Source organism: Desulfovibrio sp., from assembly GCF_009712225.1.
Taxonomy (GTDB): Bacteria; Desulfobacterota; Desulfovibrionia; order Desulfovibrionales; family Desulfovibrionaceae; genus Desulfovibrio.
On sequence record NZ_WASP01000007.1, the window covers coordinates 54,450 to 67,181 of the forward strand.

General features: G+C 57.2%; 10 protein-coding genes. 6 read left to right on the forward strand and 4 right to left on the reverse strand.

Translation table 11 applies throughout. The annotated features are described in order from the left end of the window. The first annotated feature begins 195 nt into the window (after positions 1–195). The 5 genes from F8N36_RS09980 (at position 196) to tyrS (ending at position 5,197) form a co-directional block, all read left to right on the forward strand. Positions 196–1,458 (forward strand): sulfite exporter TauE/SafE family protein, encoded by a 1,263-nt coding sequence (locus tag F8N36_RS09980; RefSeq protein ID WP_291332663.1) that lies wholly within the window; start codon positions 196–198, stop codon positions 1,456–1,458. 44 nt (positions 1,459–1,502) lie between these two features. Next, positions 1,503–2,192, forward strand: coding sequence for a hypothetical protein (locus tag F8N36_RS09985; protein WP_291332664.1), 690 nt, complete (start codon positions 1,503–1,505; stop codon positions 2,190–2,192). Positions 2,193–2,711: 519 nt separating this feature from the next. Further along, entirely contained in the window at positions 2,712–3,455 is a 744-nt protein-coding gene (locus tag F8N36_RS09990) for a hypothetical protein (RefSeq protein WP_291332665.1), read from the forward strand. 170 nt (positions 3,456–3,625) lie between these two features. Beyond that, a complete protein-coding gene (locus F8N36_RS09995; protein WP_291332666.1) occupies positions 3,626–3,874 on the forward strand; it encodes a hypothetical protein in 249 nt (82 codons plus the stop codon). Between the two features lie 126 nt (positions 3,875–4,000). Beyond that, complete coding sequence (gene tyrS, locus F8N36_RS10000; protein ID WP_291332667.1) at positions 4,001–5,197, forward strand: tyrosine--tRNA ligase; 1,197 nt, start codon at positions 4,001–4,003, stop codon at positions 5,195–5,197. 119 nt (positions 5,198–5,316) lie between these two features. Here the strand turns inward: tyrS and F8N36_RS10005 are convergent, their stop codons facing one another. Further along, positions 5,317–7,179, reverse strand: a complete 1,863-nt coding sequence (locus F8N36_RS10005) for a GGDEF domain-containing protein (protein ID WP_291332668.1) — start codon at positions 7,177–7,179, stop codon at positions 5,317–5,319. Between the two features lie 157 nt (positions 7,180–7,336). Between F8N36_RS10005 and F8N36_RS10010 the strand changes: the two genes are divergently transcribed. Next, complete coding sequence (locus F8N36_RS10010) at positions 7,337–8,572, forward strand: 6-phosphofructo-2-kinase/fructose-2,6-bisphosphatase (RefSeq protein WP_291332669.1); 1,236 nt, start codon at positions 7,337–7,339, stop codon at positions 8,570–8,572. A 118-nt stretch (positions 8,573–8,690) separates the two neighbouring features. Here the strand turns inward: F8N36_RS10010 and ilvN are convergent, their stop codons facing one another. The 3 genes from ilvN to F8N36_RS10025 all read right to left on the reverse strand — a co-directional run bounded on the left by ilvN (position 8,691) and on the right by F8N36_RS10025 (position 12,522). Beyond that, the gene (ilvN, locus tag F8N36_RS10015) at positions 8,691–8,987 is read right to left on the reverse strand and encodes an acetolactate synthase small subunit (protein ID WP_291332670.1); all 297 of its coding nucleotides are present in this window, start codon (positions 8,985–8,987) and stop codon (positions 8,691–8,693) included. After that, complete coding sequence (gene ilvB, locus F8N36_RS10020) at positions 8,984–10,660, reverse strand: acetolactate synthase large subunit (protein ID WP_291332671.1); 1,677 nt, start codon at positions 10,658–10,660, stop codon at positions 8,984–8,986. Before ilvB ends, ilvN begins: the two co-directional genes overlap by 4 nt. Before the next feature lie 272 nt (positions 10,661–10,932). Continuing rightward, a complete protein-coding gene (locus F8N36_RS10025) occupies positions 10,933–12,522 on the reverse strand; it encodes a transporter associated domain-containing protein (RefSeq protein WP_291332672.1) in 1,590 nt (529 codons plus the stop codon). Positions 12,523–12,732 lie beyond the last annotated feature (210 nt).

Sequence of the window (12,732 nt, forward strand, 5' to 3'; positions counted from 1 at the left end):
GCGAATATGTCAGAGTGACTTGGTACAGCATGTTACAAGCTGGAGAAATTTGAGAAAAATACAAAAATTTCAGACATATCTACTGACAGAACCCAGCTGTGTGTATGACGCGACACACGGCATTGCCTTAATCGGTTTGTTTGTTTGGGGCCACGACCTCGGCCTTTGGCCGGAACAATCGTATTGGAGGAGAGTATGAGTTTTGGCAGACAGGTGTATGAATTTCTGCTGAGCAGCTCCCAGGCTTACGCCAAATGGGATTTGGAAGTATCCACTTCCATTCTCAAAAACAGGAAGAAGATGCTTATTCTTCTGGCTCTTGCACTGCCCATCCTGGCAGGCTGCCTGGCCGAAGCCTATGAGTATCATGAAATGCTGGGCGGCAAGACCGCCTATGCTCCGGCGTTCTACACCAACACAATCTTTCTTGCATCTATTGCAGTGGGCCTTGCAGCCGGTCTGATCACCGGGTGTATCGGTGCTGGCGGTGGTTTTATCATCACGCCCGCCCTTATGGCCGCAGGCGTTAAGGGCATCCTGGCGGTGGGCACTGACTTGTTCCACATTTTCGCCAAGGCCATCATGGGCACTACGGTGCACAAAAAGCTGGGCAACGTCTCCACCAAGCTGGCCATCGCCTTCCTGGTGGGCTCTGGCGTGGGTACGGTTATTGGCGGCGCCATCAACAAGGGCCTGTACAATGCCGACCCCCTGCTTTCCGAACTGTTCATCAGCACCATCTATGCCGTGCTGCTGGGCTTTTTGGGCTTTTATGCGCTGTTTGACTTCCTGAAAAGCTCGCGCGGCGGTGCCGCTGCCAATCAGGACGCACACGGCGGCAGCGCTGGCATGACTGGCGTGGCCATGAAGCTGCAGGCTCTGGCCGTGCCCCCCATGATCAGCTTTGACGAAGACCTCGTGCCTGGCGGCCGCCGCATCTCCGGCTGGATCGTCGCCGCTGGCGGCGTTATCGTGGGCCTTCTGGCCGCCATCATGGGCGTGGGCGGCGGCTTCGTCACCTTCCCCATGTTTGTGTACATCTTCGGCGTGTCCTCCATGACCACCGTTGGTACGGACATTCTGCAGATCATCTTCACCGCCGGTTTTGCATCCATCGGCCAGTACGCCATTTACGGCTATGTGTTCTACACCCTGGCCATCGGCATGCTGCTGGGCTCGCTGCTGGGCATCCAGGTTGGCGCGTTGACCACCAAGGTGGTCAAGGGCATCCATATTCGCGGTTTTTATGCCATCTCGATCATCGCTGGCTTTATCAACCGCGCCGCCACCCTGCCCAAGAAGCTCGTGGAGCTTGAAGTGCTGAACTGGTCGCCCAGTGTTGTGGGTATCATTGAAGACGTGGGCAACGTGGTCTTCTGGGTTGTTGTTGCCTTCTTCGGCATTTGGGTGTTCAGCAAGTTCTTCTTCAACCTCGGCAAGCTCAGAGGGGAGGCCTGATTATGCTTATTCACGCCAAAGCCCCCTTTTTCCGGGGCAGCTTGATGCTCATTTCGTTCCTGGTTCTGTTTGTCGCTCTGCTCATGCCCATCATGCGCGACGAAAACGGCAAGCACGTAACCGGCCTGGAATACGCTGATAACGTGTTTAACGAACTTTCCAAGGGCTCCTCATACTTTATCCCCGGCGTTCGCAAAAACGTGCAGAGTGTCGATGGTAAGGTTGTGACGATTTCCGTAAAACTCAAGAAAGCCGCTCTTGCTCCTATTGCCGCCATGGCATTGCAGCAGGCCGGTGCTACCGATGTATCGGCCACCGACGGCAAGGTTACCTTTACCGGCGACCTGGGCAAGATACTTGCCTCTGTCACCGACGATGCCGATGCCCTGTACAACAACGACACCGCCAAGGTTTCGCAGAAGTACGGCGGCGAAAACGCCCTTAAAGTGGCCGCCGCATGGTGGTACACGCTTTCGCCCAGCATCAAGGAACTGCAAAAGCAGCGCCTGATTAACGAGTCGCAGGTGGTTGACCATGTGCTGCGCCGCGCTCTGGAACCGGGTAACAACTTCTACAGTGTTACCGCGGCCAAGGTGTCCGAGCATGTGCTGCTGATGGCTGCCATGCTGGTGTTCTACGTGCTTTACACCCTGTGGTACGGCTTTGCCATCTTCGAACTGTTTGAAGGTATTGGCCTGGCCATGACCAAGTCCAAGGTTAAAAAAGAAGGCTAGATATAAGCCGGAGACGCACATGTCTTCCACGCCCGCGTCAGGCAATCCACATGGTGGATAGAAGATATGCCGGTTTGTTCTGGTTGGATCTTAAAAAGGGCCGCTTCACATGAAGCGGCCCTTTTTTCTGGCGCAAGTTGGGGCTTTACCCTGCCATACCGGGCAGGTATATATTGCCTTCAAGGTCTATAAAAAAAATTATTCATTCCAGCACTTTCCAAAATCCGATAATGATAATCTTACACTATCGATATTAATTACGTATCCTACTACAATATAAACATAAATTTTCCTCAAAAAATATGCTCCAATTATAGAAAATGCCAATAATTTTTTGACATAAAATAGCGACTTATATAATCTATATGTTCAATCTATCTGACAAGGCTAAGTATGTCTTCTGACGCTTCATTCTGCCTCTGGAATTCAAACTGCCACGAGTTGCTTCTAGGCGCTCAGGACAGTGGAGCCAACATACATCTGGAATGCTGCTTCGCTTTTAATGGCGAGCCTGCATGCATGAAACTGGAAGGCCTGTTGCGTGAAGTAAGCGGCAGGGAAGCCCAGTTCTTCGTGCGTGCAATGACACTCCACCCCCTCAACCCCAAGGCGGAGGTGGGCAACGGCACATTCTACTTCAGCATCAGACGCCAGATATCAGAAGACACCGCTGCGCGGGTTGGAGTACACGGCACCGCCAGCATACTTGAAACCGTAGTGGGGCCAGCCGGAGAGCTTGTGTACCTGGGCATGCGTTTTTCGCGCCATGTGACGGTACGGCAGTTGCGCAGCGGCAAAAGAATACCTTGGTGCGACGAATACAACCGCATGTCGAGCGTGCTGCTTGCCCCGGCGCGACCCGACACCTGCCACGACCTGCGCACCATGCTTGGCACCTACAGCAAGGAAAGCGCGCCGCACACACGCATCATTGACATTTCAGAGGGCGGTGCGTGCATCTGCATGCCAGAGGAACTGGCCATGCCCCCCTTTGGCGGCGATGCCACCTATCTGTTTTTTCTGCACCCCAACATACTGCCCGCAACGATTCCGCCCTACGTATTTCTTGCCAAACGGGCGGGCTTTGGCAAAACGGTGGAAAGCGAAGGCGTTGCCGTGAGGTTGCGCTTTCAGGAAGAACTGGACTGGAACGCCCGCCGCACCCGCCTGCACTGGCTCAATGTGCGTGGTGGATCCCCCCGGCTGCGCCAGTGTCTCCTGCACTACCCCGACCAGTTGCAGGATTCGGAAAATTCTGCCTGAAACAGGCCCTCCGGGCAGACATAATTTCCCTCAGGCTCCGCCTGTTGCAGAGTATGGCCGCAATCAGCATTATCCTGCTTGTGGCCTCTTTTTTGCATCTTTCATGGCAACCATGCCGCTATGCGGAAAATTTGACCCCCCTGAGGGTCATCAACATAAAGGATGTCGCCATGAATATTTCGGGAATCAACTCTTCAAATTCCTTCGCCTTTCCCAGCATTGAAAAAGAAGAAACCACCGCTCCCACCGCTCAATCGCACGACGTGGTGAGCCTGAGCGCCCCCAACCTGCTGGCCGACGACGAAGTGGACGGCGTGATGAACGACACCATGGACATGATCTCGCAAAACCCCATGAGCGCACTTTCCGTGCACAGCGGCCTGAGCGCCAGCCGGGTTGCCGCGCTGCTGAGCATGTAGCGCTGGTGAACTTCTTGGCGGCACAGTTTGACACTGTCGCCGCCTTGGGGGTATCACTTTCGGTCTACGCCGCTGCATATTTTTTGCGCGGGCGATTATACCGAAGCCAGCACAGGGGTATGGGTGATGACGGATATTGACCGCCAAATGGCCATCATCAAGCGCGGCATTGCCGAGCTTATTGACGAAAAAGAACTGCGCAAAAAGCTTGAACGCGGCACACCGCTGCGCATCAAGGTGGGTTTTGACCCCACCGCTCCCGACCTGCACCTTGGGCACACGGTTGTGATGCACAAGATGCGCCATTTTCAGGAGCTGGGGCACCATGTCATCTTTCTTATCGGCGACTTCACGGGCCGCATCGGCGACCCTTCCGGTCGCTCTGAAACCCGCCCGCCCCTCACCGAAGAACAGGTGCTCGCCAACGCAGAGACCTACAAAAAGCAGGTCTTCAAAATCCTTGATCCGCAAAAGACCGAGGTAGCCTTCAACTCTGCATGGCTTGGCAAAATGGACGCCACCGGCTTTATCAAGCTGGCCTCGAGCTACACCGTGGCCCGCATGATGGAGCGCGACGACTTTGAAAAGCGTTTTCGCGAACAGCGTCCCATTTCCATCCACGAATTTTTGTACCCCCTGTGTCAGGGTTATGACTCTGTTGCTCTCAAGAGCGACGTTGAAATGGGCGGTACCGACCAGAAGTTCAACCTGCTGGTGGGCCGCACCCTTCAGGCGCACTATGGCATTGAAAGCCAGTGCATCCTGACCCTGCCCCTGCTTGAGGGTACCGATGGCGTGCGCAAGATGTCAAAATCTTACGGCAACTACATCGGTATCGATGAAGCCCCCTCGCAGATTTTCGGCAAGGTCATGGCCATTTCTGACGAGCTCATGTGGCGCTATTACGAGCTGCTTTCTGCCAAAAGCCTTGAAGACATCGCAGCACTCAAGGCTTCTGTGCAGAACGGCGAGCTGCACCCCAAGGCCGCCAAGGAAAACCTGGCTCACGAAATGGTGAGCCGTTACCACAGCGAAAAAGACGCCGACGAGGCCCGCCAGGGTTTCAACGCCGTATTTGCTGGCGGCGGCGTGCCGGATGACATGCCCGAACACACTTGCGCCTGCGGCGAAGACAGCACCCCTCCGGTGTTTCTTGAAGCGGCTGGCCTTGTGAAGAGCCGTGGCGAAGCCAAGCGCCTCATGAAAGAAGGCGCGCTTTCCGTTGACGGCGAGCGCTGCGAAGACGCCATTACCCCGCTGACTGCTGGTGAATATGTGGTCAAACTGGGCAAAAAACGCTTTTTGAAACTCATCGTGCGTTAACGCGTACGCTGCAATAATCTGCAAAACCGTCTTTGTCTGGCCGTTTACACGGGCCGACAAAGACGGTTTTTGCTTTACCGGGCTGCCTTTTCGTGTTTCCGCAGCCCCAGAGGGAAGTGCTACGAGGCTTTGGGTGCAGTACCCTCAACCAGCCCAGGTTCAGCCAGATCTTCAGCCACGCGCACACAGTTTCTTCCGCTGTTCTTTGCCTGATACATGGCTGCATCTGCCCGCTTCATCAGGTCTAGCAGGGGATTTTCCGCGGGGACAAACAACCCCGCCACACCTATGCTTACTGTGAAACATATCTCCACATCACCGTAGGAAACCACAAGAGCCGCCATTTTTCGGCGCAGTTGTTCAGCGATCTCCGTGGCCTGTGGCGTTGTCACGTCGGTCAGCAATATGCCAAACTCTTCGCCGCCAAGCCGCCCCACATGGTCGGGCGTACGCGTGGTTTCGTGCAATAGGGTACCCACGCGCTGCAAAACACGGTCGCCGGCATCGTGGCCGTATGTGTCGTTAATTATCTTGAAATGGTCGAGATCCATCATCAAAAATACCACATTCTGCCGGTAGCGCAGGGCGCGATCTATCTCGAGCTGCACCTTTTCCAGCAGATTACGGCGGTTATCGAGCCCGGTAAGGGCATCCGTGGTTGCCATTGAGTACAGATCCTCAATGCGCCTTTCAAGTTGCAGCTGGGTCAGCTTGAGCTCTGTGATGTCAGAGGCAATGACAAAAAATCCCTTTACCCCAAACCCGTCTGCGTCAGGTATATAGCGTGAAAGCACATAGCCGTGGCTACCGTCGGCCTTCAGGCGCTGCTGTTCAAAATGCTGGGACTCTCCAAGCAGGGTGGCATCAATGAGGGATGCGCATTTTTCATACTGCTCATCGCCCAGCAGGGTTCGCACATCAATACCCGCAATCTCCGTTTCGCTTTTGCCAAACCAGTTCCTGTACATTTTGTTGGCATAGCGGCACTTACGCTGCGAATCCCAGTACGAAACCATGATGGGTGCGTGCTCCATAAGCACGCTGATGAACTTGTCACGCGCCTGCACGCTTTCGTGCATCTTTACCGCCGACATTTCAAACTGGTGGCGTGACCGGGCTTCAACCAGTAGCACTATGGTGGAAACAATGGCTGCCGCAAGCCAGCAAAGCACCTGAACAAGCATGTTGCCGCGCCAGCGGGCAAGTGTTTCGCTGCCGGTCATCACCGTTATGACAAGCAGCGGGCCGCCTTCAACAAAGGGGGCCGCAACCTTACGCAGTACAAATCTCAGTTTTTCAGTGCCCATAGGAACTAAGCCGCCACCGAAAGATGCTGCATCGGTATCCATGCCACGCATGGCAGTGACAAGTTCCTGTACTTCAGTCGTTGTAATGCGGGCAAAGGGCAGCAGCATCTTGCCCGATGCCGTGTACAGGGCTGTATCAGTTTCGTTGGAATTGAAGGCGGCATGCTGCTGCCAGTAGCCCTTGCTGAGCATAAGCGTCAGGGTAAGTGGCTCACGGTCTTCAATTTGAATGATGCGGGTAAATACGACAGCGTCTGAAGAATTTTCCACACTGCCTATGGAGGCAATAAGGCCAGAGCTGTTTGCCAGACTTATGCTTCCCACAAGGGGGTGGCTACGGGCAAGGGCGCCAAGGAGCTCTGCCGCATGGTTTTTGTCCAGCGGCCCCGCATTATGAGCCATATGGGTATTGGAGCCCGACGGGTGCGAGAGGGCAGACTGCAAGCCAGGAGAATCCGTCCCGGTCACCAGTTCCTCCACCGCATTGATCAGCGAGGTCGCGCTGGCAAGTTCAAACTTGACAACGTTCGCGGCAATACTGTTTTCGAATACCAGCAGCCGGGAATCGGCAGATTTGACCTGAAAGTAGTCAAAGACAACATTGGCGCAAATTACAACCGCCAGCACAGCCAACCAGCCACTGTGCACGACCCAGTGAGAACGAGTAGCCAACATTCTGCATATGCTTGCAATTTTCATGGCTGTGCCCGGCTGTTATAGATGTTTGGTATATAATAGTCCCAAGCGGTTTCGCAGGCAAGCGCATCCCCCAACTGTGCCGGGATCTTTCGTTTTTCTGGCTTTTCTCCTACCATGCTGCAACGGAGGTCGTATGCAAAAACTATATGTGGCCATGGTTGGTCTGCCCGCAAGGGGAAAATCCACGCTGGCAAAGCGTATCCGCGACGGGCTCATGACCGAAGGCATCTCCGCCAGGCTTTTCAACAATGGCGACATGCGACGGGCGCTTATTGGCGCGGAATCCACCGACCCCAATTTTTACGACCCCAACAATCAAACGGGCCGCGAAGCCCGCGAAATGATCTGCATGCGCAACATGGAGCAGGCCCGGGAATGGCTGGCCAGCGAAGGCGAGGTGGCCATTCTGGACGCTACCAACGTGAGCCGCGCCCGCAGGCACCTGATCGAAACGACGCTCACCGACCATCCGGTGCTCTTTGTGGAATGCGTCAACGAAGACCAGCTGCTGCTCAATGCCTGCATCCGCCGCAAAACCACCCTGCCGGAATACGCCTCGTATACAGAAGAAGCGGCCCTCGCCAGCTTTATGAAGCGCATCAGCTACTACGAAACTATCTACGAACCCCTGCAGGACGAAAAATACTGGCTGCGGGTCGATTCCACCGCCAACCGCATTCTGGACGAACGTCCCTGCGAGAGTTCGCCCTACTATCCCGCCATACGCGAAATGGTTGTGAGCGTATGGATCCAGTGCCTGTATCTGGCACGCCACGGACAAACGGAATTCAACCTGCGTGGCCGTATCGGCGGCGACCCGCCGCTCACCGCCACTGGCCGCGCACAGGCACAGGCGCTGGCAACCCACCTGCGCGACAAGCCCATTGAATGGGTATTTACCTCAACGCGCATACGCTCGCACGAAACAGCCACGCCCCTGCTCACCGAGCGGCCCGAGGCCCACGCCATGGCCTTTAAGGAATTTGACGAAATATGGGCGGGCGACTGCGAGGGCATGCTGTACAGCGAGATTCGCGAGCGTATGCCCGAGGTGACCCTGGGCCGCAACGCCAGCAAATACACATACGCCTACCCCAATGGCGAAAGCTACGCCATGCTGCGCGAACGGGTGCAGCGCGGCCTACGGCGGGCGCTTTTTCTGGCGGGCGACGCGCCCCTGATCATTGTGGGGCATCAGGCCATCAACCGTGTGCTTCTTTCACTCTTTTTGCGGCAGCGCAATGAAGATGTGCCCTTTATCTACATTCCACAAAACCAGTATTACCACATCAGTCTTACCCCGCGCCGCAAGGTGTTCGAACGCGTTCCTTACGACGGTTCACACGGGGTTAACCTGCTGGAGCCGTAAAAAGGCCCGCGCTCCAGGCCGGATTGCGCGTCCATCAAACGCAAGCCCGTCCAGGAGCACAGGCCCTGATCCGTCATCTATAGCCGGGTGGCGCCCCATGCGCGCACCCGGCATTTATTCAGCATTCAAGGCAACCGGCCAGACGGTTGAATACCGAGGGCTCTGCATGGCCCACCTGCACATCCAGCACATCGTGCAGCTTGCGCACCTGCTTTACAATCTGCTCCATGCGCCCGTCGTCCTTGACCACCAGCCACATGCGGCAGGTATCGCCGTTGGCCTCGGGCGTAACCAGCACGCCTTCAAGGTTATAGGCGCGGCCAGCAAAGAGGCCGCACACGTGCGAAAGCACGCCGGGATGATTGTTGACGCTCAAGTGCAAGGTCGTAAGTGCGCTCGTCATGGAACCGTTCATGCGTTAACCCCCTCTATCATCTGGCTGTTGGCCGCTCCTGGCGGCACCATGGGAAATACCTTTTCTTCTGCGCTCATGCGCACCTCAAGCAGACACGGCCCGGGATTTGTCAGGGCCTTTTGCAGCACGGCCCTGGGGTCGCTCTCGCTATTCAGGCTGTAGGCAGGCATGCCAAACCCCTGGGCAATGCGCACAAAGTCTGTACCCGCCGTAAAGGCCGAACCAAACAGGCGGCCCCCAAAGAACAGATCCTGCTGTTGCTGCACAAGGCCAAGGGCCTCGTTGTTGCACAGAATGATCTTGACGTTGGCCTGATTTTCAACAGCGGTGGCCATTTCCTGAATATTCATGAGCAGGCTGCCGTCACCAGAAAAACAGACCACGGTTTCTTCAGGCTTTGCCAACGCAGCGCCAATGGCGGCGGGCAGGCCAAAGCCCATGGTTCCAAGCCCGCCCGATGTGAGCCACTGCCGGGGCTGGGTCATGGGGTAGGCCTGAGCCACGCGCATCTGGTGCTGGCCCACGTCTGTGGCCACAATGCCCTTGCCGTCCAGAATCTCCGCCACCTGCCGGATGATGCCATAGGGAGAGCACACCTCGTCCGTGCGGTCAAAACGCAGGCCGTGCTCTGCCTTGCAGGCGGCCACGCGCTCAAGCCAGGGCTCGTGATTGTTGCTGTGCAGCAGAGGCAACAGGGCGTTGAGGGCATCTGCCGCATCTGCCGTAATGCCTACCTGTGGCGTGCGCAGCTTGCCCACTTCGCAGGCATCAATATCAATGTGTACAATGCCGGTTTTGGGACAAAAGCTGTCCAGCCTGCCGGTGGCGCGGTCGCCAAGACGCGCTCCCACCACCATGAGCAGGTCGCATTCTTCTACCAGCAGATTGGAGGCCCGCGCCCCGTGCATGCCCAGCATGCCCACGACCAGCTCGTGCCCGTGCGGTATGGCGCCAAGCCCACGCAACGACATGACCGCCGGTATGCGTCGTGCTTCCATAAAAGCCAGCACGGCTTCAGACGCCTCGGGAGACGACGTGCCGCCGCCCAGCAACAGCAGGGGGCGCTCTGCGCGGTTCATAAGCTCTGCGGCACGGGCCAGAGCCTGTGCATCGGGCTTGGGCATGGGAGCAGCCCCGCCTGCTACGGGCAGATCCTGCAGCTCGGCCACAGCCACCTGCACGTCACGAGGAATATCCACCAGCACGGGACCGGGGCGGTCGCCTGCGGCAATGGCAAAAGCCTCGGGAATGACGCGCAAGAGCTCTTCGATGGAGCGTACAATAAAGTTGTGCTTGGTGGCGGGGATGGACATGCCGTAGATGTCCACCTCCTGAAAGGCGTCTGTACCGATCATGCTCAGGGGAACCTGCCCGGTGATGCAGACCAGCGGCACGGAATCCATGCGCGCATCGGCCAGAGCCGTGAGCGTGTTGGTGGCCCCGGGGCCGGATGTGGCAAAGATAACGCCGGGGCGACCAGTTACCCTGGCCATGCCCTGAGCTATGAAACCAGCGCCCTGCTCGTGCCGGGCGAGAATGTGGCGGATTGTTCCCCTGCGACCAAGAGCGTCGTAAAGGGGAAGATTGAAGCCGCCCGGAATACCCGCAATGTGCGTAACACCCTGGTTTTCCAGCAGGCGGATGGTGAGTTCTGCTCCCGTAAGACGTAACATCGCCGCAAGACTCCTTTTCGATGGTGGGGCTTGTCGGCGGCGGTGCGGACTAAAAAACCCCGCCGACTCGCGCCAGCGGGGTTTAAATATGCCTTCAGACCTTCCCTGCTCAAGACGCGCGCAAAGTGTGACACCGTACTACTACGGCGCACATAATGGATAGCAGCGCTACCTGGCGGAAAGAAGAATGCGTGTTCATGCTCATGGGGCAACCCTACGCTCGCATCCTGCAAGCTGTCAACATGTCAGACCAGTTTTACACAGATGCAGGATTACTTTTTTTTCTTGCGGCTGTCGCTGTGGGGCAACAGCAGTTTGACCGCCCTCACTTCGTCGATACGGCGGCGGTCCATGCGGGTTATCTCCAGCTCCCAGCCCTGATAGCGCAGGCGCGCGCCCTGTTCGGGTATGCGGCCCAGCCGTTCCAAGATCAACCCGCCAAGGGTGGCGCTGAAAAGGCGCGGCGGCAGGCTTACCCCAAGCCAGCTGGCAAACAGATCCACCGCCAAGCGGCCAGGAAACACCCAGCTGCCGTCAGGCCTGCGGCATACCTCTGGGCCAGCGGGCATGTCACCCATCTGCCCGGCAAGCACGCTCAGCAGTTCTGCGGGGGTAATGATACCCACAACGCTGCCGTATTCGTCGCGCACAAAGGCCAGAGGGGCCGGATGGGTACGAAAATCTTCAAGGATGGTCGGCAGCGGGGTATGCTCAAAAATTGTTGGCGCGGGGCGCAGGTAGGTCTTCAGGTTCCATTCCTTGTTGCCTATGCCCTGCTGTTCCTGCAGCAGAATGTCGCCGGGGTGCACCACACCCAGCACTTCGTCGGTATCACGCCGCAGCACGGGCAGCCACGCAAGGCGTGAGGCCGCAGCAAACCGGGTGGCCGTGGTGCGGTCGGCATTGCTGTCGAGCCACTCCACACGCTGGCGTGGAATCATGATAAAACGTGCCGTGCGGCCGCCCAGGCGGATAACGCGGGCGACCATGTCCCTTTCCTTGGGGGCAAAAAGCTGCCCGTTGGCGTCACCCGCCAGAGCCGCAGCCTCAAGCTGGGCCTCGCCACCACCGGGAACGCCGCCTCCCAGCAGGTTGAGAATCACGCGCGCAGTTGATTCACGCATGTCGCGCATGCTGTAGCGCCTGCGCCTGCTGCGCAGGGCCCACTGGTTGCAGGCCTCGACCGCCACGGAAAAACCGATGGCCGCGTACATGTAGCCCTTGGGGATATGGTAGCCAAGGCCGTCTGCCAGCAGGCTCAGGCCGATCATCAGCAGAAAACCAAGGCAGAGCACAATGACCGTGGGGTGGCGTTCCACAAATTCCAGCAGGGGGGCGGCCGCCAGCACCATGATGACCATGGCCGCCACCACGGCCAGCATCATGATGAACACGTGGTCAACCATACCCACAGAGGTAATGATGGAATCGAGCGAAAATACGGCGTCCAGTATGATGATCTGAAAAATCACCTGCCAGTAACTAACGCGCGGCCCTTCGGTATTGAATCTGCCAGCGTGGCCCTCAAGCCTGTCATGCAGCTCCATGGTGCCCTTGAGCAACAAAAAGACGCCGCCAGCCATAAGGATGAGGTCACGGGCCGAGTAGCCGTGCCCGCCCAGCGTAAACAGGGGGTCTGTGAGCATGACTAGCCGCGCCATAAAGGCCAGCAGTACCATGCGCATGAGCAGGGCAAGACCAAGACCGGTCATGAATGCCTGGCGTTTCTTTTCCGGTGGCAGCTTGCCCACAAGAATCGATATGAACACCAGGTTATCCACGCCAAGCACCACTTCAAGCAGTATCAGCGTGCCCAGACCGGCCCATGCCGAAGGGTCATATACCCATGCCAGATCCCACATATTTTCTCCCGCGGCGGTGCCGCTTTTACATGTATTTTATGGTGGCCTTTGACCCTGGCCAAATATCAGACCAGATGCCAGACCAGATGTCAGCCCAGCTGCCGCGCAGATGCCAACAGCATCAACAGGCAGCAGTATGGCGTAAAGGTAACCAGTGCGGGCCGTATCCGCAACCGGCCTTTTCGGGGAGGGGGGGGGCGGGGCCGGGGC

What these genes read in the sequence shown, in the direction of transcription:
- F8N36_RS09985 (WP_291332664.1), top strand. Translation starts at nt 1,503, where the DNA reads ATGCTCATTTCGTTCCTGGTTCTGTTTGTCGCTCTGCTCATGCCCATC.
- F8N36_RS10025 (WP_291332672.1), bottom strand. Translation starts at nt 12,522, where the DNA reads ATGTGGGATCTGGCATGGGTATATGACCCTTCGGCATGGGCCGGTCTG.
- ilvB (WP_291332671.1), bottom strand. Translation starts at nt 10,660, where the DNA reads ATGTTACGTCTTACGGGAGCAGAACTCACCATCCGCCTGCTGGAAAAC.
- F8N36_RS10005 (WP_291332668.1), bottom strand. Translation starts at nt 7,179, where the DNA reads ATGTTGGCTACTCGTTCTCACTGGGTCGTGCACAGTGGCTGGTTGGCT.
- F8N36_RS09995 (WP_291332666.1), top strand. Translation starts at nt 3,626, where the DNA reads ATGAATATTTCGGGAATCAACTCTTCAAATTCCTTCGCCTTTCCCAGC.
- F8N36_RS09990 (WP_291332665.1), top strand. Translation starts at nt 2,712, where the DNA reads ATGAAACTGGAAGGCCTGTTGCGTGAAGTAAGCGGCAGGGAAGCCCAG.
- F8N36_RS09980 (WP_291332663.1), top strand. Translation starts at nt 196, where the DNA reads ATGAGTTTTGGCAGACAGGTGTATGAATTTCTGCTGAGCAGCTCCCAG.
- F8N36_RS10010 (WP_291332669.1), top strand. Translation starts at nt 7,337, where the DNA reads ATGCAAAAACTATATGTGGCCATGGTTGGTCTGCCCGCAAGGGGAAAA.
- ilvN (WP_291332670.1), bottom strand. Translation starts at nt 8,987, where the DNA reads ATGAACGGTTCCATGACGAGCGCACTTACGACCTTGCACTTGAGCGTC.
- tyrS (WP_291332667.1), top strand. Translation starts at nt 4,001, where the DNA reads ATGACGGATATTGACCGCCAAATGGCCATCATCAAGCGCGGCATTGCC.